This is a genomic window from Blautia sp. HCP3S3_C4, assembly GCF_052064095.1.
Classification (GTDB): domain Bacteria; phylum Bacillota; class Clostridia; order Lachnospirales; family Lachnospiraceae; genus Blautia_A.
On the sequence record NZ_JBQHWF010000002.1, the window covers coordinates 65,626 to 87,196 of the forward strand.

General features: G+C 42.4%; 13 protein-coding genes. 9 read left to right on the plus strand and 4 right to left on the minus strand.

Going from position 1 to position 21,571, the window contains the following annotated elements; genetic code table 11:
• Positions 1-98: 98 nt before the first annotated feature.
• Complete coding sequence (locus ACTNC6_RS02260) at positions 99-839, minus strand: TraX family protein (RefSeq protein WP_441035481.1); 741 nt, start codon at positions 837-839, stop codon at positions 99-101.
• Positions 840-1,091: 252 nt separating this feature from the next.
• Between ACTNC6_RS02260 and ACTNC6_RS02265 the strand changes: the two genes are divergently transcribed.
• The 3 genes from ACTNC6_RS02265 (at position 1,092) to ACTNC6_RS02275 (ending at position 3,826) form a co-directional block, all read left to right on the plus strand.
• Positions 1,092-1,784, plus strand: a complete 693-nt coding sequence (locus ACTNC6_RS02265; protein WP_019161164.1) for an iron-sulfur cluster assembly scaffold protein — start codon at positions 1,092-1,094, stop codon at positions 1,782-1,784.
• Positions 1,785-1,802: 18 nt separating this feature from the next.
• Complete coding sequence (locus tag ACTNC6_RS02270; RefSeq protein WP_008707497.1) at positions 1,803-2,813, plus strand: GGGtGRT protein; 1,011 nt, start codon at positions 1,803-1,805, stop codon at positions 2,811-2,813.
• A 137-nt stretch (positions 2,814-2,950) separates the two neighbouring features.
• Complete coding sequence (locus tag ACTNC6_RS02275) at positions 2,951-3,826, plus strand: LysR family transcriptional regulator (RefSeq protein ID WP_441035484.1); 876 nt, start codon at positions 2,951-2,953, stop codon at positions 3,824-3,826.
• 54 nt (positions 3,827-3,880) lie between these two features.
• Here the strand turns inward: ACTNC6_RS02275 and ACTNC6_RS02280 are convergent, their stop codons facing one another.
• A complete protein-coding gene (locus ACTNC6_RS02280; protein WP_441043112.1) occupies positions 3,881-6,316 on the minus strand; it encodes a GH36-type glycosyl hydrolase domain-containing protein in 2,436 nt (811 codons plus the stop codon).
• A gap of 431 nt (positions 6,317-6,747) precedes the next feature.
• Here ACTNC6_RS02280 and ACTNC6_RS02285 point away from each other — a divergent pair, with 431 nt between their 5' ends.
• Complete coding sequence (locus tag ACTNC6_RS02285) at positions 6,748-7,794, plus strand: LacI family DNA-binding transcriptional regulator (RefSeq protein ID WP_441035488.1); 1,047 nt, start codon at positions 6,748-6,750, stop codon at positions 7,792-7,794.
• 46 nt (positions 7,795-7,840) lie between these two features.
• Positions 7,841-8,503 carry a trimeric intracellular cation channel family protein gene (locus ACTNC6_RS02290; protein ID WP_441035490.1) on the plus strand — a complete coding sequence of 221 codons (663 nt, stop codon included), beginning with the start codon at positions 7,841-7,843 and terminating at the stop codon, positions 8,501-8,503.
• Positions 8,504-8,593: 90 nt separating this feature from the next.
• Here ACTNC6_RS02290 and ACTNC6_RS02295 read toward each other — a convergent pair whose 3' ends face one another.
• Together ACTNC6_RS02295 and ACTNC6_RS02300 are read right to left on the minus strand one after the other, a co-directional pair.
• Positions 8,594-10,306, minus strand: coding sequence for an ammonium transporter (locus ACTNC6_RS02295; protein ID WP_441043113.1), 1,713 nt, complete (start codon positions 10,304-10,306; stop codon positions 8,594-8,596).
• 294 nt (positions 10,307-10,600) lie between these two features.
• Positions 10,601-12,700 (minus strand): glutamine synthetase III family protein, encoded by a 2,100-nt coding sequence (locus tag ACTNC6_RS02300; RefSeq protein WP_441043114.1) that lies wholly within the window; start codon positions 12,698-12,700, stop codon positions 10,601-10,603.
• A 391-nt stretch (positions 12,701-13,091) separates the two neighbouring features.
• On the opposite strand from ACTNC6_RS02300, the gene purF reads away from it, so the two are divergent.
• The 4 genes from purF to gltB all read left to right on the plus strand — a co-directional run bounded on the left by purF (position 13,092) and on the right by gltB (position 21,563).
• A complete protein-coding gene (gene purF, locus ACTNC6_RS02305) occupies positions 13,092-14,507 on the plus strand; it encodes an amidophosphoribosyltransferase (protein WP_441043115.1) in 1,416 nt (471 codons plus the stop codon).
• 332 nt (positions 14,508-14,839) lie between these two features.
• The gene (locus ACTNC6_RS02310) at positions 14,840-15,067 is read left to right on the plus strand and encodes an HPr family phosphocarrier protein (RefSeq protein ID WP_441035495.1); all 228 of its coding nucleotides are present in this window, start codon (positions 14,840-14,842) and stop codon (positions 15,065-15,067) included.
• Positions 15,068-15,367: 300 nt separating this feature from the next.
• On the plus strand, positions 15,368-16,990 hold the full coding sequence (locus ACTNC6_RS02315) for a CTP synthase (protein ID WP_441035497.1): 1,623 nt from the start codon (positions 15,368-15,370) through the stop codon (positions 16,988-16,990).
• A 19-nt stretch (positions 16,991-17,009) separates the two neighbouring features.
• Positions 17,010-21,563, plus strand: a complete 4,554-nt coding sequence (gene gltB, locus ACTNC6_RS02320; RefSeq protein ID WP_441043246.1) for a glutamate synthase large subunit — start codon at positions 17,010-17,012, stop codon at positions 21,561-21,563.
• The last annotated feature ends 8 nt before the right edge of the window (positions 21,564-21,571 follow it).

Sequence of the window (21,571 nt, forward strand, 5' to 3'; positions counted from 1 at the left end):
AGAGGCAGGCTGTAGGAATGATATTATTTCAGTCATACAGCCTGCTCTTTTATATTTTTTTGTCTGTCAGATATAGAAGATATCTGTTGTAATTGATATTACATATGAAATAAAACTTTCCTCAGGATTACCAGAATGGCAATATGTACCGGATAAAACCAGTAAAAGAAATATTTCAAAAATCTTCCTTTGATAAATCCACGTACGCCATTGTACATATTAATGGAAAGAAAAGCAAAGCATGCCTTCCATTCGTAGTAAAGCCAGCAGCTTCCGATGATTGCCTGGGCTGTTTTCTCATTGCGGAACCAGTACATGATCAGCAGGAATACAAATCCTCGCCATCCGTAATCTGCCTTCAGGAATACGGAGACGGCTAGCAGTGCCAGTACGCAGACAAGCTGCATTTTCTGATTGTCCCAGAAGTATTCCAACGCACAGAATGCCAGGTATCCAAGAAACAGGGTGAAAAATACATTCTGCTTTTCATATCTCCAGGTATTGGTAAACATGAAGTTCCATGGAATCTCAGAGATACATGCAAATAAAAAAAGATTCAAGCCGTATTTTTTGCGGTTGTGCGTGTGCAGAAATCCTTCCACTAACAGAAAACAGAAAATCGGAAAAGCAGCTCTGCCAATATCCCGGAAAATCCGATACCAGCTGTAATCCACGTCGCCGAAACTGAAAAGGGTTGCGGTTGTGGCAGGATAATTATACAGGATCATTAGGCCGGTATGGTCGACCAGCATCAGGGTGATAGCAATTAATTTTAAAGTGCTTCCACTCAGAACCTGAAATTTTGCAGGGAGAAAGGAAGCAGGTAACTTTGTTGTCATAATAGAAATCCCTTCATTAATAGAAATTAGAACTATTTTACCACAAAAAAATCAAAGATGGTTAAAAATTTTACAATTTATGACTGGACGAATCAGCACTTTTGTGAGAAAATAACACTAGGTTGTTAGGCATACTCATCTGAAGTCATTCAGCAGACCTCAGAGATTTGCCCTGTGCAGTTCATTCAGCAGTTCTGTACAGTGGCGAGTATAACAACATGAAGTTAATCTATACTTGAAAGGAGTTTTACAATGATTTATTCACGCGAAGTAGAAGAAATGTGCCCAGTTGCACAGGGCGTTCATCATGGCGCCGCTCCAATCCCAGAAGAAGCTAAATGGGTACAGGCAAAAGAAGTCAAAGATATTTCCGGTCTTACACACGGTGTTGGCTGGTGTGCACCACAGCAGGGTGCCTGCAAGCTTACATTAAATGTTAAAGAAGGTATCATCCAGGAAGCACTGGTTGAGACTATCGGATGTTCAGGTATGACTCACTCTGCAGCTATGGCTTCTGAGATCCTTCCGGGTCTTACTGTTATGGAGGCACTGAACACTGACTTAGTTTGTGATGCGATTAACACAGCTATGAGAGAACTCTTCCTTCAGATCGTTTACGGACGTACACAGTCTGCATTCTCAGAAGACGGACTTCCTGTAGGCGCTGGACTCGAGGACCTTGGTAAAGGACTTCGCTCTCAGGTTGGTACAATGTATGGAACTCTGAAAAAAGGACCTCGTTACCTTGAAATGGCAGAAGGTTATGTAACAGGTATTGCTCTTGATGCAGATGATGAGATCATCGGATATCAGTTCGTAAGCCTTGGAAAAATGACTGATTTCATCAAAAAAGGCGATGACCCGAATACTGCATGGGAAAAAGCAAAAGGTCAGTATGGCCGTGTTGCAGACGCTGTTAAAATTATCGACCCAAGAAAAGAATAATTTAGGAGGTAACAGGAAATGGCTTTATTTGAATCATATGAGAGACGAATTGACAAGATCAATTCTGTTTTAAACAGCTATGGCATTGCTTCTATCGAAGAAGCTGAGAAAATCACAAAAGACGCAGGTCTTAATGTATACGATCAGATCAAAGGCATTCAGCCAATCTGTTTCGAGAACGCTTGCTGGGCATACACAGTAGGTGCTGCAATCGCAATCAAAAAAGGATGCAAGAAAGCAGCAGATGCAGCAGCAGCTATCGGTGAAGGACTTCAGGCATTCTGTATTCCTGGATCCGTTGCTGATACACGTAAAGTAGGTCTTGGACATGGTAACCTTGGCAAGATGCTTCTTGAAGAAGAAACAGAGTGCTTCTGCTTCCTGGCTGGACATGAGTCCTTCGCAGCAGCTGAAGGTGCTATCGGTATCGCTGAGAAAGCAAACAAAGTTCGTCAGAAACCATTACGTGTTATCCTGAACGGTCTTGGAAAAGATGCAGCTCAGATCATCTCCCGTATCAATGGCTTTACATATGTAGAGACAGAATACGATCCATACAAGAACGAAGTGAAAGAAGTATTCAGAAAAGCATACTCCGAAGGACTTCGTGCAAAAGTTAACTGCTACGGCGCTAACAGCGTTCCGGAAGGTGTTGCTATCATGTGGAAAGAAGACGTTGATGTTTCTATCACAGGTAACTCCACAAACCCGACACGTTTCCAGCATCCGGTTGCAGGTACATACAAAAAAGAACGTCTTGAAGCAGGTAAGAAATACTTCTCAGTTGCTTCCGGCGGTGGTACAGGACGTACACTTCACCCAGACAACATGGCAGCAGGTCCAGCTTCCTACGGTATGACAGATACATTAGGACGTATGCACTCTGATGCACAGTTCGCTGGTTCTTCTTCTGTACCGGCTCACGTAGAGATGATGGGTCTCATCGGCGCTGGTAACAACCCGATGGTTGGTATGACAGTTGCAGTAGCTGTTTCCATCGAGGAAGCTGCTAAAGCTGGTAAATTCTAATAAATAGCTTAAAATAAGCATTTATCGTGTCCAAACGGAGTAATAAAAATAATAAAAAGGGAGTTATTCTTAATTGAGTAGCTCCCCTTTTTACGCTAAAATGTATAGTTTGCGACCGGAAAATGAGGGGATTCGGAGTGGAGATTAATAAATATGCTTTATTTGCCGATGTGGCAGATACTAAAAATTTTACAAAAACAGGAGAGCGGATGGGGTATACTCAGCCTGGTGTGAGCCATATTCTGAAAGGGATGGAAGCTGAATTTGGTTTTCCTCTTTTTATCAGAACCAAACAAGGGGTAATTCCTACCACCAATGCAGAGACCATCCTGCCTCTGGTACGTCAGCTACTGTCCATTAATGAACAGTTGGAGCAGACCATCAGTTCTCTGAACGGATTGACAACAGGACGGCTTACCATTGCTTCCTTTGCAAGCATAGCACGAAACTGGCTACCGGAGATCATCCATGCTTTTCAGCAGGAATATCCGGGTATCGATATTGCCTTGATGGAGGGTGGTACAGATGATATTGTGCAGTGGGTGGAAAATAACCAGGCAGATTTCGGGCTGCTGAGTAAAAGAAACATTGGCTGTCTGGATTGGATTCCGTTGTATGAAGATCCTTTGCTGGCAGTAGTTCCTGAGGATTATGATACAAGGGGAAGAGAAGCTTTTCCTATCTCAGAAATGGCCGGGAAGTCCTTTATTATTTCTGCTGAAGGCGTAGATTATGATGTGCATGAAGCACTGGAAATCGCTGATATTACTCCGGATACCAAGTTTTCATCAAAAGATGACCATGTAATCCTCTCAATGGTATCCAGCCATCTTGGCGTGAGTATTCTGCCAAAACTTGTGATCGGCCATACTCAGGAAGCGATAAAGACCCTTCCTCTTGAGCCTTCTGTGACCAGAGAACTGGGAATTGCATTGCGCAATGCAGAAAGTATTACTCCTGCAGCGCAGAAGTTTATTGAATGCATTCAGAAAATCCTGCCGGAGATGATATAATAAAGTAACAAAAAACAGCCATATCACAGAAAATGATAGGGCTGTTTTAAAATTTTATCCCATGTATACAGTTACATGATATTCTTTTTTGCCTTCTTCAAAAGGAATCAGACAGCTTTCGTATTCTTTACCGTCCACATTGATTTTCTTAACCCCTTTCTGTACATTATCCGGGTTTTTCACATCAATATGATAAACAGCATCTCTGAAAGTTCTGGTGAGTGTGAAATCTCCAAATCCTTCCGGAATACATGGATTAATGCATAATCCGTCATAAGATGGCTGTACACCCAGAATAGCCTGGGAAAGATTCCAGAAAGTCCATGCTGCAGTACCTGTGAGCCAGCTGTTTTTGGCCTGACCATGGTAAACTGCGTCAGCACCTGCTACCATCTGGGAGTAAACATAAGGTTCTGTACAGTGGATTTCGCTGATGTCTTCAATATAGGAAGGACAGGTCTTTTTATAAATTTCAAAGGCTCTGTTGCCACGGCCGATTACTGTTTCTGCAATGGATACCCATGGATTATTGTGGCAGAAGATACCTGCATTTTCTTTATATCCCGGCGGATAGGAGGAAATTTCCCCAAGGTTCAGATAATACTGGGTATAAGCCGGCTGCAGGATCATGATACCGTATTTGGTATCCAGGTGCTTTTTAACAGAATCCAGAGCCTTTTCTGCAAGTCCTTCTTTGACGCCAATTCCTGCCATTACGCAGAAGCCCTGTGGCTCAATGAAAATCTGTCCTTCTTTGCATTCTTTTGATCCAATCTTCTGGGACTGCGCGTCATATGCGCGGAGGAACCATTCGCCATCCCATCCTGCATCCAGAACTGCCTGATACATATCATCTACAGCTTTTTCTGCTTTATCAGCAGCTGTAGTATCACCTATATGACGACTGATCTGAGCAAATTCTTTACCGTATTTTACAAACATTCCTGCAATAAAGACTGATTCAGCAACTGGTCCTTCGGAAGGTCCGGTTGTCTGGAATGGTTCTCCTGGTTCTGTGGAGAAGCAGTTTAAGTTCAGACAATCGTTCCAGTCTGCGCGTCCAATGAGAGGCAGCTTATGTGGTCCCAGGTGAGTGCTGGTATATTCGAAAGAACGGCGAAGGTGCTCGTACAGTGGAGCAGCTTTTTCTTTCTGGTTGTCAAAGTCAACGATTTCGTTTAAAATAGAGAAATCGCCGGTTTCCTTCAGATATGCGGAAACTGCAGCAATCAGCCAAAGGGGATCATCGTTGAAACCGCTTCCGATATCAAGATTTCCCTTTTTGGTAAGGGGCTGATACTGATGGTAAGCGCTTCCATCTTCAAACTGTGTGGCTGCAATATCAAGAATACGCTCTCTTGCACGTTCCGGGATCAGATGTACGAATCCCAAGAGATCCTGGCAGGAATCACGGAATCCCATACCGCGGCCTGTGCCGGATTCGTAATAGGAAGCAGAACGGGACATATTGAAGGTTACCATACACTGGTACTGATTCCAGATATTGGCCATACGGTTTACATTTTCGTCCTTACTTTCTACATGGTAACGGGAGAGCAGATTGGACCAGTAAGCATTCAGCTCTGCAAATGCTGCATCAACCTGCTGTGTTGTCTGGAACTGTTCCAGGATTTTGTGAGCCCCATCCTTGCGGATTACATTAGGAGCAATGAATTTCTGATCCTGAGGATTTTCACTGTAGCCAAGAACGAAAACCAGATCACGGGATTCTCCAGCGGAAAGTGTAAGATTAATCTGATGGCTTGCAATAGGATACCAGCCGCTGGCTACAGAATTACCTGCTTTGTTTTTCTTTACAGCATCAGGGAAAGCGTTTCCGTTATTATGTCCCAGGAAAGCATCTCTGCTTGTGTCATATCCGTCTACCGGACAGTTTACGCTGAAGAAGCTGTAATGTTTGCGGCGTTCGCGGTACTCTGTTTTGTGATAAATTGTGCTGCCTTCGATTTCAACTTCACCAATACTTAAGTTTCGCTGGAAGTTTGTGCTGTCATCAACTGCATTCCAGAGACAGAACTCTACATAAGAAAAAAGAGAGAAAGTCTTGGGTTTGTCAGTGGTATTGGTAAGAGTCAGTTTATTGATCTCACAGGAAGTATTTACCGGTACAAAAGCCAGAAGATCAGCCTTTAATCCGTTTTTAGAAGAGAGAAAACGGCTGTATCCGATTCCGTGATGACATTCATAGGAATCCACAGGTGTTTTGGAAGGCATTGTACCTGGATTCCAGATATCTTCGCCATCATGGATGTAATAATATTTGCCGTTGGAATCTATCGGAATATTGTTGTAACGGTAGCGTGTGATGCGTAGAAGCTTGGCATCCTTATAAAAGCTGTAGCCTCCGCAGGTATTGGAAATCAGGGAGAAGAAATCCTGAGTTCCCAGATAGTTGATCCATGGAAGGGGTGTGTCAGGGGTTGTGATGACATATTCTTTCGCCTGATCATCGAAATAACCGAATTTCATAAAAAATCCTCCTATTTGTTGTGATGAGATATGACATGTTTGCTGAAAATACAGAAAATTAAATCACGAAAACGAATAAGTTCAGAAAGGAACGACATGGAATCGTGAGACATTCTGCTATTTTTCCTTAGTATAGCGGAATAGAATATGAAAATCAACTGTTTTCAGGAAAAATAACTGTCCAAAATAATAGGCGAATTTTCGTTAAAATGATGAAATTGATTTGTGATAAAATGAAAAAATAGGATAGAGAAATTGTGTAATCATACAAAAATAGTAAATATTGCACAAAAATGGAAAATGTTATCTTGAAAAATTGTGTGAGTAGTTATACAATAGATATAAATAAAAGTACGAAAACGATTACGAAAATTTTAGAAGGAAAGGAGTTACTGTTCACGGAGTGCATAGTGACAGATTGAGGAGTAAATATGGTTTCCATGAAAGAAATTGCAAAAAAATGTAATGTTTCTGTGGCAAGCGTGAGCAAAGCGCTGAACGGTTATTCAGATATCAGTGAAGAGACGCGAAAACTGATTCTGAAAACTGCCTCGGAAATGGGATATCTGCCCAATTCCTCTGCCAGAACATTAAAGACAAAGAGAAGCTACAATATTGGAGTTATGTTTGTAGATGAAGCACGCAGCGGACTTACCCATAATTATTTTAATCATGTGCTTGAAAGCTTTAAACGGACAGCAGAGGAGAGAGGCTATGATATTACCTTTACCAGCGGTAAAATCTCAGGACAGAAGTTAAGCTATTATGAACATTGTCGCTATAGAGGGGTAGACGGAGTGGTGATCGCCTGTGTTGACTTTTATACAGATGAAGTGCAGGAACTGATCCGCTCAGAGATTCCGGTGGTGACGATTGATCATGTTTTTGACGGGAATATTGCAGTGGTTTCCAACAACAGTCAGGGTATGGAGGAGCTGGTGAGCTATATCTACGAGCAGGGTCACAGAAAGATTGCCTATATTCACGGTGACAATACCTCTGTTACCAGGATGCGTCTCACCAGTTTTTACAGAACTGTGCAGAGACTGGGGGTTCAGATTCCGGATGAATATGTAAAAGAAAGCCCATACAGAGATGCAGACAGTGCAGCACGGACAACCGGTGAACTGCTGGAACTTCCGGATCCTCCTACCTGCATTATTTATCCGGATGATTATGCGGCCATTGGAGGAATTAATGAAATTCGAGAGAGAGGGCTGCGGATTCCTGACGATATTTCTATTGCAGGTTATGATGGAATTGATATTGCGAAAATTCTGGAGCCAAAGCTTACCACCCTTTGTCAGGACACAGCGGCAATTGGCAGGATGGCTGCGGAGAAGCTGATCGATCTGATTGAGAATCCCAAGACGACGTTGATTGACCGTTTTTCAGTAGACGGAACTTTGTTTAAGGGAGCGTCTGTGAAGAAAATAAGAGGTCTGAAAAAGCAGGATCCTGCTTCACATAAGTTATAAAAAATGATATAATTTATGAACTAAAATATAAAAGTCAGAGGTAAATATGGATTATCAGAGTATTATAACTTTTTTTATGGAAATGGCAGGTACGGTTGCTTTTGCTGCTTCCGGGGCAATGGTAGGTGTAGAACGGAATATGGACATTTTCGGTGTAAGTGTACTGGGGGTAGTGACAGCTGTGGGCGGAGGGATGATCCGGGATATTGTGCTGGGGATTATTCCGCCTAATGTGTTTATAAATCCGGTATATGCCCTGGTGGCTACCATTACTTCCTGTCTGGTTTTTCTGGCTTTTTACTGGAAACGTCAGCTTTTGGAAGGGCATATGCGGCTTACCTATGACAGAGTCATGCTGGTGATGGACTCTATCGGTCTGGGAATTTTTACAGTAGTGGGAGTGAATACGGGAATTCGCAGTGGATATATGGATAATGTGTTTCTCCTGGTGTTTCTGGGAACGATTACAGGAGTAGGGGGAGGCCTGATGCGTGACATGATGGCAGGAGTACCGCCTTATATTTTTGTAAAGCATATTTATGCATGTGCGTCTATTGTAGGAGCGGTTGTATGTGTGTATATGAATCGTTTTGTGGGAAATGTGGAAGCAATGATGGTAGCCTGCTTTGTAGTCATACTGATTCGGTATCTGGCAGCACATTATCGCTGGAATTTGCCCAGATTGTCTCATAATGAGAGTGAAAAATAAAAAGGAGCCCGGATTTATTCCGGACTCCTTCTTGACTTTATAGCAGGATAGTTATTGAGTGCTTATTTATTTTGTATTTTATTTTGTATTTTATTTTGTATCCTGGAGAGCGAGATAACCTTCTTCGCCTGTACGGATCTTAACAACATTTTCAATGTCGTATACAAATACTTTACCATCACCGATCTGACCTGTATGAAGGACTGCTTTGGCAGTTTCAATAACTTTCTTTACAGGTACCAGGCTGACAACAATCTCAATCTTGATCTTAGGAAGAAGATTCATTTCTACTTCAACACCACGATAGTAGGATGGAGCACCTTTCTGTACACCGCATCCGAGAACGTTCGTAATAGTGATACCTGTAACACCGATCTCGTTCATTGCCTGCATAAATTCATCAAGTTTATTCTGACGAGTGATGATAACAACCTTTGTAAGCTTGTGAACGCCTTCTTTCGGAAGTTCAGGAACTGATTCAGCAGGAGCAGAAGGTCTGGCTGTGACAACAGGAGCTTTTATGGAAGTTCCCATAGGAGTCGGAACACCTGCCATTGCGAAACCGTCATAAGCACTTGCAAGACCATGTTCTTTGGAGTCAAGACCTGCGATTTCTTCTTCAGCTGAAACACGAAGTCCGATTGTATGCTTGATTACCTGGAAGATAATTGTCATAGTAACAACAACCCATGCGATTGTAATGATCATACCAGTAAACTGAACACCAAGACCGTGAATACCACCGCCTGTGAAGAGACCTTTCCAACCTGTACCTGCACCGTCGGAGAAAAGACCAACTGCAAGAGTACCAAATGCACCGTTTAAACCATGAACACCGACAGCGCCAACAGGGTCATCGATTTTCAGGACTTTGTCAATAAATTCAATACCAAATACTACGATGAAACCGGAAGCAATACCGATGATTGCTGCAGATGTAGGAGAAACTGTATCACATCCTGCTGTAATTGCTACAAGTCCTGCAAGAGAACCGTTCAGAGACATGGAAACATCTGGCTTTTTGTAACGTACCCATGTAATGATCATAACAGTTACAGTTGCAACAGCTGCTGCAAGGTTAGTAGTAACGAAGATTTTACCTGCACTTACGATTGCATCGCCTTCCATACTTACTGTGGAAGCACCGTTAAATCCGAACCAGCAGAACCAGAGGATAAATACACCTAAAGCACCAACTGTAAGGTTGTGTCCCGGGATAGCTTTTGATTTGCCGTCCTTTGTATATTTACCGATACGAGGTCCAAGGATGATGGCACCGATCAGAGCTGCCACACCACCTACCATATGTACTGCACAGGAACCTGCGAAATCGTGGAATCCCATCTGGCTGATAAATCCACCGCCCCAGATCCAGTGTCCGGATACCGGATATACAACGAGACTGATCATAAGACTGTAGACGCAATAGGAAAGGAACTTGGTACGTTCTGCCATTGCACCGGAAACAATTGTTGCGGATGTTGCACAGAATACTGTCTGAAAGATTAAGAATGCCCAGAAAGGAACTCTGTCAGGAAGCATTCCTGTACCGTAGTTTGCTTCAGAAGCAATACCCCCGATCTTTCCGATAAATCCATTGCCTGCACCAAACATCAGACCGAAACCAACCAGCCAGAAGACCGGAGTACCGATACAGAAGTCCATCAGGTTTTTCATAATAATGTTACCTGCGTTTTTGGCTCGTGTGAAGCCTGTTTCTACCATTGCGAATCCGGCCTGCATAAAGAAGACCAGTGCGGCGCCGACCAGCACCCATATTGTGTTTACTGAAGAAAATTCCATAATATTACTCCTCCCTCATTCATGAATAAATTTCCTCTATATCGAAAAACGCGGCAGAATCCCCAAAAGGGTTCTGTCGCGCTTTTGCGAACTTAAAATTTTTGTTATAAATATATGTAAAACAGGGGAATATCAAAATATCGTGTGATTAATGGATGAGGAAATCGATAATGAATTATGAAGTAGAGTTCATAAAGGGATATTCCCCTGTTGTTACCAATGTATTAAATATTTACGGATTGTTCCGTTGATTTGTAGCTCCAACAATCCTATAAACATTCAGAATCATATCATTTATACGGAAAACAGAAGCTTGTTATAGGTAGGATATGGAAGCAGTGCATCCGGAATCAGTGTTTCAGCTGTATCTACAGATTTTCTTAAGCTTTCCATGTCGGAAAGTACTATGGACTGATATGCCTTTGCATTTGCAAGAGGATCCTCTATAGCAAGAGCTGTTGCTGTATCTGCTTTCAAGGTTTCCAGACCTTTGGTGATATCACCGGCAAGATCAGAGAGTTCTTTAATCAGTTTACCTTCTGCATCAGTACTGATATCTGCAATAACAGATTTTTTGGAAATAGCAGTAGCCGCCAGCTTGTCAATATATTCAAATACAGATGGAAGGAAATCCTTCTGTACCATTTCAACCATAGTATTGGATTCGATATTAACGATCTTGGAATAGGCTTCCAGCCAGATTTCATAACGGGATTCAATTTCTTCTTTGGTAAAAATGCCATATTTTGTGAAGAGCTCGATATTTTTGTCTGCAATCCACTGTGGAAGAGCATCCGGGGTAGATTTCAGGTTAAAGAGACCCCGTTTTTCAGCTTCAGCAATCCATTCATCTGTATAACCATTACCATTAAAAATAACACGTTTGTGAGCAATAATGGTCTTTTTGATCAGTTCATGGATTGATTCTTCCATTTTGTCTTCCGGAACATCTTTTAATTCCTCAGCAAACTGATGAACAGCCTCAGCAACGGCTGTGTTCAGGATGATATTTGGGTTTGCAACAGAAGCTTCAGATCCCAGCATACGGAATTCAAATTTATTACCGGTAAATGCGAATGGTGAAGTACGGTTTCTGTCTGTGTTATCTTTTATAAAGTGCGGAAGAACCTTGGCACCGATGTTCATCTGGACAGCACGGCTTCCTGCGAAATATTCATCTTTTTCAATTGCTTTTAATACTTCTGTAAGTTCATCACCAAGGAAGACGGATACAACTGCAGGCGGAGCCTCGTTGGCACCCAGACGGTGATCATTTCCTGCACTTGCAACAGAAATACGAAGTACATCTGCATATTCATCTACTGCTTTGATCACAGCAGTAAGGAAAATCAGAAACTGTGTGTTTTCTCCCGGCGTTTTGCCAGGATCCAGAATATTTATGCCATCATCTGTGACCATAGACCAGTTATTGTGCTTTCCGCTTCCGTTAATGCCGTCAAATGGTTTTTCATGAAGGAGGCAGACCAGACCATGCTTGTCAGCAACTTTCTTCATGATTTCCATTGTAAGCTGGTTGTGGTCAACTGCAACATTTGTGGTATCAAATACAGGAGCTAATTCATGCTGTGCAGGAGCTACTTCATTGTGTTTAGTTTTGGCCGGGATGCCCAGCTTCCAGAGCTCAACGTCCAGATCATGCATGTAAGCTGCAACTCGCGGCTTAAGTGCTCCGAAATAGTGATCTTCCATCTCCTGTCCTTTTGGAGCAGGGGCACCGATCAAAGTACGTCCACAGAATACCAGATCTTTTCTTTGTTTATATAATTCTTTGTCTACCAGGAAGTATTCCTGCTCCGGACCAACGGTGGTATTTACATGTTTAACGGTTTTGTTTCCTATGATATGGAGAAGATTTACAGCCTCTTTGTCCAATGTCTGCATGGAGCGGAGAAGAGGAGTCTTTTTATCCAGTGCTTCGCCACTGTAGGAGCAGAATGCTGTAGGAATGTAAAGTGTTCCGTCTTTAATGAATGCAGGAGAAGTTGGATCCCATGCAGTATATCCTCTTGCCTCGAAGGTGGCACGCAGTCCGCCGGATGGGAAACTGGAAGCATCAGGTTCACCTTTTACAAGTTCCTTACCGGAGAAATCCATGATTACCTGTCCATCGCCTGTTGGAGAGATAAAGCTGTCATGTTTTTCTGCTGTTACGTTTGTCATTGGCTGAAACCAGTGTGTATAATGTGTTGCTCCGTTTTCTGTTGCCCATTCTTTCATGGCAACAGCTACAGAATTTGCAACATCCAGTTCAAGGTGGGTGCCGTTCTCAATTGTCTTTTTTAATGCTTTGTACATGTCTTTTGGCAGTTTGCTTCTCATTACTTTGTCGTTGAATACAAGGCTGCCATACAGTTCTGGGATATTCTGTGCCATATAGGTATTCTCCTTTCGAATTATGGTTCATCAATTTTTTCGTCTCATAGAAAATCCCTCATTCGCATAACATTTTCTATAAAACGAAAAGTTTTGTATAAAACGAAAAAGGCACTTCGAATCTGATTTACATCAGTTCAAAGCGCCTTTGCTTTATGTGCTGTACTATAAACGATATAAAAAGAGATGTCAAGTACTTTTTTTAAAAAATAAAAAAACAGAAAAAATTATAGACAATAAAAATAAAAAGGAACAGTTGACAAATCTAATTCTGTTATTATAATTTACTATGCAAGTTTTTAGCAAAAGTGCGGACCATATTTTGGAAGGCAATGGCTGAATGGAAAGTAATACAATAAACAAATATGATAGAAATCGGAGGAGAGATCAGATGGCTGGAATAAAAGAAGAATGTGGCGTGTTTGGCATTTATGATCTGGATGGAGGAAATGTGGTTCCCTCCATATATTATGGATTGACTTCCCTGCAGCACAGAGGACAGGAATCATGTGGACTGGCGGTTTCAGATACCAGAGGAGAGAGAGGAAATGTAAAATTTCACAAGGATCTTGGACTGGTAAGTGAGGTGCTTCGCCAGGATGTAGTGCGTAAATATTCAGGAGATATTGGTATTGGTCATGTAAGATATTCTACAACAGGAGCTTCTGTTGCTGAAAATGCGCAGCCCCTGGTTTTGTCTTATGTAAAGGGAACTCTGGCGCTGGCTCATAATGGAAATCTGGTCAATACACCGGAACTGAAGTGGGAACTGATCCAGAATGGTGCAATTTTCCATACCACTACAGATTCAGAAGTGATTGCTTTCAATATTGCAAGAGAACGTGTACATTCCAAAACAGTAGAAGAAGCTGTTTTAAAAACAGCCAGGAAGATCAAAGGCGCTTATGGACTGGTTGTTATGAGCCCGAGAAAACTTATCGCTGTCCGAGATCCTTATGGCCTGAAGCCTTTATGCCTGGGAAAAAGAGGAAATGCTTATGTGATTGCTTCTGAAAGCTGTGCGCTGACCTCAGTGAGTGCGGAGTTTGTCCGTGATATTGAACCAGGTGAAATTCTTACTATCACAAAAGATGGACTGAAATCCAATATGGAGCTTGCTGGTACAAAAAAGGCACATTGTGTATTTGAGTATATTTATTTTGCCCGCCTTGACAGTACGATCGATGGAGTAAAGGTTTATGATGCCAGAATCCGGGGTGGTAAATCGCTTGCCAAGTCTTATCCTGTAGAAGCAGATATTGTTACAGGTGTTCCGGAATCCGGTCTTCCGGCAGCAAAGGGATATTCAGAAGAATCAGGGATTCCCTTTGCCTTTGCATTTTATAAAAACAGCTACATTGGACGAACCTTTATCAAGCCTACCCAGGAAGAAAGAGAATCCAGCGTACATCTGAAATTAAGTGTACTGGAGTCTGTAGTGAAGGGGAAAAGAATTGTTCTGGTAGATGATTCAATTGTAAGAGGTACCACGATTGCCAATCTGATCCATATGTTAAAAGAGGCTGGGGCAAAAGAGGTACATGTACGTATCAGTTCCCCGCCATTTCTGCACCCGTGTTATTTCGGCACAGATGTACCTTCTAATGATCAGCTTATTGCTGCCAGCCACAGTGAAGAGGAAATCTGTCAGATGATCGGTGCGGATTCTCTTGGATATATGCAGACAGATTATCTGAAAGGCATGGCAGGAGGACTTCCTCTCTGCAAGGCTTGCTTTGACGGTAAGTATCCAATGGATATTCCTGACTATAAAGATGCTGATTTTATGGATATTGTAAAATGCTGATTCTTGAGAAAGAAAGGATATACCAGCACATCCATTAATTGGATACAGGAAATAAAGAATCATGAAAATTGGGGAAAATGCATATAATTATAAAGAGATTCCCGTAAAATGGTCAAGCCAATATGAGAAGATATAAAACATGAAAAGACAAAATGACTAAATTTGCGGCACTATAATTGTATAAAATATACAAAATGAAATAGAAAAAACGTCAACAGGAAATCGTGAAAAATCTTGACAAATCGAAATGTGTAGGACATAATGTGTGCAATTGAAAGGTGATAGGTTCACTGATAAAAGTATGAACAGAGTATCCAGAAAGGGTGATCATTATGACACAGAGTAAGATTAAGTTAAATGCAGTGGAGGATGTACAGGAATTTGTAAAGGCAGCTTCCAAATGTGATTTTGATATTGATATTTATTATAATAGGTTTCTCATTGACGCGAAATCCATTCTTGGGATTTTAAGTATGGATCTGACAAAGGTTTTGACTGTAGATTGTCATGGAGAAAATAAGGAGTTTGAGCGTACTCTTCAAAAGTTTGCAGTAGCCTGAAGCTATAAAAGTCAGGAACAGTATGTCTGTTCCTGACTTTTTTTAACCGAATCAGGTATTTCAATATTGACAAAGACAAAAAATTGTTTTATAGTATAGCATATTTTAAGATAAAAATCGGAAATATGGTTTTGAATAAGAAAAATAAATCTGACAAAGGCGTCAGGTACAGAACTTGTGGGCAAAGTGTCCCTACAGAGCTTCTGTACCTGGCGTTTTTTATTATTGAAATCCAGATTTTCCGGAAAGAATTTATGTTATCAGTTTTAGAGAACCAAGGATGATGGAGGAGGAAATCAAATGGCAGTAAAGTATGTATTTGTCACAGGAGGCGTTGTTTCCGGTCTTGGAAAGGGAATTACTGCTGCATCTCTGGGACGTCTTCTTAAAGCAAGAGGCTATCAGGTCACCATGCAGAAGTTTGATCCCTACATTAATATTGACCCGGGAACTATGAATCCCATTCAGCACGGAGAAGTTTTTGTAACAGATGATGGTACAGAAACTGATCTGGATCTGGGACATTATGAGAGATTCATTGATGAAAGTCTTGATAAAAATTCCAATGTGACAACCGGTAAGGTTTACTGGTCTGTTCTTCAGAAAGAACGTCACGGAGATTTTGGTGGAGGTACCGTGCAGGTAATCCCTCATATTACAAACGAAATTAAGGGACGCTTCTATCGCGCCAAATCATCAGATGAAGATAAGATTGCCATTATCGAGGTGGGAGGAACCGTTGGTGATATTGAAAGTCAGCCGTTTCTGGAAGCAATCCGTCAGTTTCAGCATGATGTGGGACATGACAATGCAATCCTTATTCATGTGACTTTGATTCCTTATCTGAAAGCATCCGAAGAAATGAAAACAAAACCTACACAGGCAAGCGTAAAGGAACTTCAGGGAATGGGAATCCAGCCGGATGTACTGGTGTGCAGAAGTGAACATGAACTGACAGAAGACATTAAAGAAAAAATCGCTTTATTCTGCAACGTACCTGTATCACATGTGCTTCAGAACCTGGATGTGGAATATTTATATGAAGCCCCTCTTGCAATGGAAAGAGAGAAGCTTGCAGATGTAGTTCTTTCCAGCCTGAGATTGGAAAACAGAAAACCGGATTTAAGTGACTGGGAGGAAATGGTAGAAAGTCTGAGAAATCCGAACAAAACAGTAAAAATCGCAATTGTAGGAAAATATACACAACTTCATGACGCATATCTCAGTGTAGTAGAGGCACTGAAACATGGCGGAATTTCCTGCAGAGCCAAAGTAGAGCTTGAGTGGATCGATTCCGAAGAACTGACAGAGAAGAATCTGGATCAGCAGCTTCACAATGTAGATGGTATTCTGGTTCCGGGTGGTTTCGGAAACAGAGGTACAGAAGGAATGATCCTGGCAGCACAGTATGCAAGAGTACATAAGATTCCATATCTTGGAATCTGTCTGGGAATGCAGATGGCAATTGTAGAATTCGCCCGTCATGTACTTGGATACGAAGATGCAAACAGTATTGAACTGAATCCGGAGACAAAACACCCGGTAATTGCATTAATGCCTGATCAGGAAGATATCGAAGATATTGGTGGAACCTTAAGACTTGGAAGCTATCCATGTATTCTTGCAGAAGATTCCAGATCCTATGAACTCTTTGGCAAAAAAGAAATCCATGAGCGCCACAGACATCGTTATGAAGTAAACAACGCATTCCGTAAAGAACTTCAGGAGAAGGGAATGAACATCGTAGGAACTTCTCCTGATAACCATATTGTAGAGATGATCGAGATCGCAGGGCATCCGTTCTATGTAGGAACCCAGGCCCATCCGGAATTCAAATCCCGCCCCAATCATGCACATCCTTTATTCAGAGGATTTATTCAGGCGGCTGTGAACTTTAGGCAGAGTGATACGAATGAAGAATAACAGAAAGGATGAGGAGATTATGAAAGAAGTGAGAGAACAGCAGCAACAACAAGGTCTGTACCGGCCTGAATTTGAACATGACAACTGCGGTATCGGAGCAGTTGTCAATATCAAAGGAAAGAAAACCCACGATACTGTTGCAAACGCATTAAAAATCGTAGAACATCTGGAACACCGTGCAGGTAAAGATGCAGAAGGCAAAACCGGTGATGGTGTAGGTATTCTTCTTCAGATTTCTCATAAATTTTTCAAAAAAGCCTGTAAGAAAGAGGGATTTGAAATTGGAGATGAGAGAGAATACGGTATCGCACAGTTTTTCTTCCCACAGCACGAGATCAAACGCGCGCAGGCAAAGAAGATGTTTGAGATCATTCTTGAGAAAGAAGGTCTGGAACTTCTTGGATGGCGTCAGGTTCCGGTATTTCCGGAAGTGCTTGGACACAAGGCAAGAGAATGTATGCCATGCATTATGCAGGCATTTATTAAAAAGCCGGAAGATGTGGAAAAAGGTCTTCCATTTGACCGTATGCTCTACATTGCAAGACGTGAGTTTGAGCAGAGTAATGATAATACTTATGTAGTATCCATGAGCAGTCGTACCATCGTTTACAAAGGTATGTTCCTGGTTGGACAGCTTCGTACATTCTTTGAAGATCTCCAGAGTCCGGATTATGAATCTGCGATCGCCATGGTACATTCCCGTTTCAGTACCAACACAAACCCAAGCTGGGAGAGAGCACATCCCAACCGCTTTATGGTACACAACGGTGAGATCAACACCATCCGCGGCAACGCAGATAAGATGCTTGCAAGAGAAGAAAATATGGAATCACCATATCTGGAGGGACAGCTTCATAAAGTGCTCCCTGTTGTAAACAGAAATGGTTCCGACTCTGCAATGCTTGACAATACACTGGAATTCCTGGTAATGAGTGGCATGGAGCTGCCTCTTGCAGTGATGATCACAATCCCTGAACCATGGGCAAACAATGATACTATTTCACAGGCAAAGCGTGATTTCTATCAGTACTATGCAACCATGATGGAGCCATGGGACGGACCTGCATCTATCCTCTTCTCAGACGGTGATGTGATGGGAGCTGTCCTGGACAGAAACGGTCTCCGTCCATCCAGATATTATATTACCTCCGATGGTTACATGATCCTTTCCTCAGAAGTGGGTGTTCTGCCAATCCCGGAAGAGAAAATCGTATTAAAAGAGCGTCTCCATCCCGGAAAAATGCTCCTTGTAGATACTGTAAAAGGTAAAGTAATTGATGATGACGAGCTTAAAGAAGGCTATGCAAAAATGCAGCCATATGGTGAATGGCTCGACAGCCATCTGGTACAGTTAAAGGATATCAAGATCCCGAATGAAAGACCGGAAGAATACACATCGGAGCACAGAGCACGTCTGCAGAAAGCATTCGGCTATACTTATGAGCAGTACCGTACTTCCATCAGAAACATGGCGTTAAACGGAGCAGAGAGCATCGGAGCTATGGGTGTGGATACCCCGCTTGCAGTATTTTCCAAACAGAACAGGCCATTATTTGACTACTTTAAACAGCTCTTCGCACAGGTTACCAACCCTCCAATCGATGCAATCCGTGAGGAAATCGTTACCAGCACAAGTGTTTATGTAGGTAAAGACGGAAACCTGCTGGAGCAGAAACCGGAAAACTGTCAGGTATTAAAGATTAATAACCCGATTCTGACAAACACAGATATGATGAAGATTAAGAACTTTAAACATGAAGGATTTAAGACAGCAGTAGTTTCTACCTTATACTATAAGAGTACGAAACTGGAGAGAGCGATCGACCGTCTTTTCGTAGAAGTAGATAAAGCATTCCGCGAGGGTGCAAACATCCTTGTTCTTTCAGACAGAGGAGTAGATGAAAACCATATGCCGATCCCGTCACTTCTGGCAGTATCCGCAGTTCATCAGCATCTTGTAAAGACGAAAAAGAGTACATCCCTTGCCATCATTCTGGAATCCGGAGAACCAAGAGAAGTACATCATTTCGCAACATTACTTGGATATGGTGCAAGTGCGATCAACCCATACCTTGCCCTTGAGACAATCCATGAGCTGATTGACAGCCATATGTTAAATAAAGACTATTATGCAGCAGTAGATGACTATAATCATGCAATATTAAGCGGTATTGTAAAAATCGCTTCCAAGATGGGGATTTCTACAATTCAGTCTTATCAGGGTTCTCAGATCTTCGAGGCAATCGGTATTTCCTCTGATGTGATCGAGAAATACTTTACAGGTACTGTAAGCCGTGTAGGTGGTATCACTCTGGCAGATATTGAGGAAAATGTAGAGAAACTTCATTCCGAAGCATTTGACCCGTTAGGACTTCCTACAGACCTTACTCTTGACAGTGTAGGTGCACACAAGATGAGAAGCCAGGGTGAGGAACATCGTTATAATCCTCAGACGATCCATCTTCTGCAGCAGTCCACATGGACAGGAAGCTATGATCTGTTTAAACAGTATACAGATCTGGTAGATAAAGAAAATCACGGAAACTTAAGAGGACTTCTGGACTTTAAGTATGCCGAGACACCGGTTCCGATTGATGAGGTAGAGAGTGTAGACGAGATCGTAAAACGATTCAAGACAGGTGCCATGTCCTATGGTTCCATTTCACAGGAAGCACATGAGACACTGGCAATCGCCATGAACCACCTCCATGGAAAATCCAACACAGGTGAGGGTGGTGAAAGTGATGAGAGACTGGATTCCGCAGGAAGCAGCAACGACAGATGCTCCGCGATTAAACAGGTTGCCAGCGGACGTTTCGGTGTAACCAGCCGTTACCTTGTATCTGCAAGAGAAATCCAGATTAAGATGGCACAGGGTGCAAAACCTGGTGAAGGTGGACATCTTCCTGCAAAGAAGGTATATCCATGGATTGCCAAAACCCGTCATTCTACACCAGGTGTCAGCCTGATCTCCCCGCCACCGCACCACGATATCTATTCTATCGAGGATCTGGCACAGTTAATTTATGACCTTAAGAATGCAAATAAATATGCAGATATTTCTGTCAAACTGGTATCTGAAGCAGGCGTGGGCACAGTTGCAGCAGGTGTTGCCAAAGCAGGTGCACAGACGATTCTGATCTCCGGTTATGACGGAGGTACAGGTGCAGCTCCAAGAAGTTCTATCCACAATGCAGGACTTCCATGGGAACTGGGACTTGCAGAAACACATCAGACACTGCTTAAAAATGGGCTGAGAAATCGTGTACGCATTGAGACAGACGGTAAGCTTATGAGTGGCCGTGACGTTGCAATCGCAGCATTGATGGGTGCAGAGGAATTTGGTTTTGCAACAGCTCCTCTCGTAACCATGGGATGTGTAATGATGCGTGTATGCAACCTGGATACCTGCCCGGTAGGTGTGGCAACACAGAATCCGGAACTTCGCAAAAGATTTAAAGGAAAACCGGAATATGTAGAGAATTTCATGCGCTTTATCGCACAGGAATTAAGAGAGTATATGTCTAAACTGGGATTCCGTACAGTCAGCGAAATGGTTGGACGTACAGATCTTCTGGTTCAGACAGACAATGTAGCGGAACCACATCAGGGTAAAGTAGATTTAAGTGCAATCCTGAACAATCCATTTGCAGGCAAAGATCAGAAAGTTACCTTTGACCCGAAGGCTGTATATAATTTCGAACTGGAAAAAACCATGGATGAAAAAGTTCTGGTTAAGAAATGCGCAAATGCAATCAATAAAGGTCAGAAAACAGAGCTTTCTGTAAACCTGACAAACATTGACCGTACATTCGGAACCATCCTTGGTGCAGAGATTACCAGAAAGAATAAAAACGGACTTGCAGATGACACCATAACTGTACACTGCAACGGTGCCGGCGGACAGAGCTTCGGTGCATTTATCCCCAAAGGACTTACACTGGAACTGACCGGTGACAGCAATGATTACTTCGGAAAAGGACTTTCCGGTGGTAAACTGATCCTGAAGGTTCCGGAGAAAGCTGCATACAAAGCAGAAGAGAATATTATTGTAGGTAATGTTGCCCTCTACGGTGCAACCAGTGGTACTGCATTTATCAATGGTGTTGCAGGTGAGCGTTTCGCAGTCCGTAACTCCGGTGCATCCGCAGTTGTAGAAGGCGTAGGAGAGCACGGCTGTGAATATATGACAGGTGGCCGCGTAGTCGTACTTGGTAAGACTGGCAAGAACTTTGCAGCAGGTATGAGCGGCGGTATCGCATATGTACTTGATGTGGATAATGTTCTTTACAAGAACCTGAACAAAGCCATGATTTCCATCGAAAAAGTGGAAAACAAATATGACAAAAAAGAACTTCGCGACCTGATTGAAGCTCATGTAGAAGCAACAGGTTCCAAACTCGGTGCGAAAGTTCTGGCCGACTTTGATTATTATCTGCCGCACTTTAAGAAACTCATTCCAAATGAGTACAAGAAGATGATCACTTTAAGTGCAAAACTGGAAGAAAAAGGTCTGAACAGTCAGCAGGCACAGATGGAAGCGTTCTACGAAAGTATTGGCGCCAAGCATTGAGAGAGGAG

Excerpts from the sequence above, each read along its gene's own strand:
- ACTNC6_RS02260 (WP_441035481.1), bottom strand. The coding sequence starts at position 839 with ATGACAACAAAGTTACCTGCTTCCTTTCTCCCTGCAAAATTTCAGGTT.
- ACTNC6_RS02265 (WP_019161164.1), top strand. The coding sequence starts at position 1,092 with ATGATTTATTCACGCGAAGTAGAAGAAATGTGCCCAGTTGCACAGGGC.
- ACTNC6_RS02270 (WP_008707497.1), top strand. The coding sequence starts at position 1,803 with ATGGCTTTATTTGAATCATATGAGAGACGAATTGACAAGATCAATTCT.
- ACTNC6_RS02280 (WP_441043112.1), bottom strand. The coding sequence starts at position 6,316 with ATGAAATTCGGTTATTTCGATGATCAGGCGAAAGAATATGTCATCACA.
- ACTNC6_RS02285 (WP_441035488.1), top strand. The coding sequence starts at position 6,748 with ATGGTTTCCATGAAAGAAATTGCAAAAAAATGTAATGTTTCTGTGGCA.
- ACTNC6_RS02290 (WP_441035490.1), top strand. The coding sequence starts at position 7,841 with ATGGATTATCAGAGTATTATAACTTTTTTTATGGAAATGGCAGGTACG.
- ACTNC6_RS02295 (WP_441043113.1), bottom strand. The coding sequence starts at position 10,306 with ATGGAATTTTCTTCAGTAAACACAATATGGGTGCTGGTCGGCGCCGCA.
- ACTNC6_RS02300 (WP_441043114.1), bottom strand. The coding sequence starts at position 12,700 with ATGGCACAGAATATCCCAGAACTGTATGGCAGCCTTGTATTCAACGAC.
- purF (WP_441043115.1), top strand. The coding sequence starts at position 13,092 with ATGGCTGGAATAAAAGAAGAATGTGGCGTGTTTGGCATTTATGATCTG.
- ACTNC6_RS02310 (WP_441035495.1), top strand. The coding sequence starts at position 14,840 with ATGACACAGAGTAAGATTAAGTTAAATGCAGTGGAGGATGTACAGGAA.
- ACTNC6_RS02315 (WP_441035497.1), top strand. The coding sequence starts at position 15,368 with ATGGCAGTAAAGTATGTATTTGTCACAGGAGGCGTTGTTTCCGGTCTT.
- gltB (WP_441043246.1), top strand. The coding sequence starts at position 17,010 with ATGAAAGAAGTGAGAGAACAGCAGCAACAACAAGGTCTGTACCGGCCT.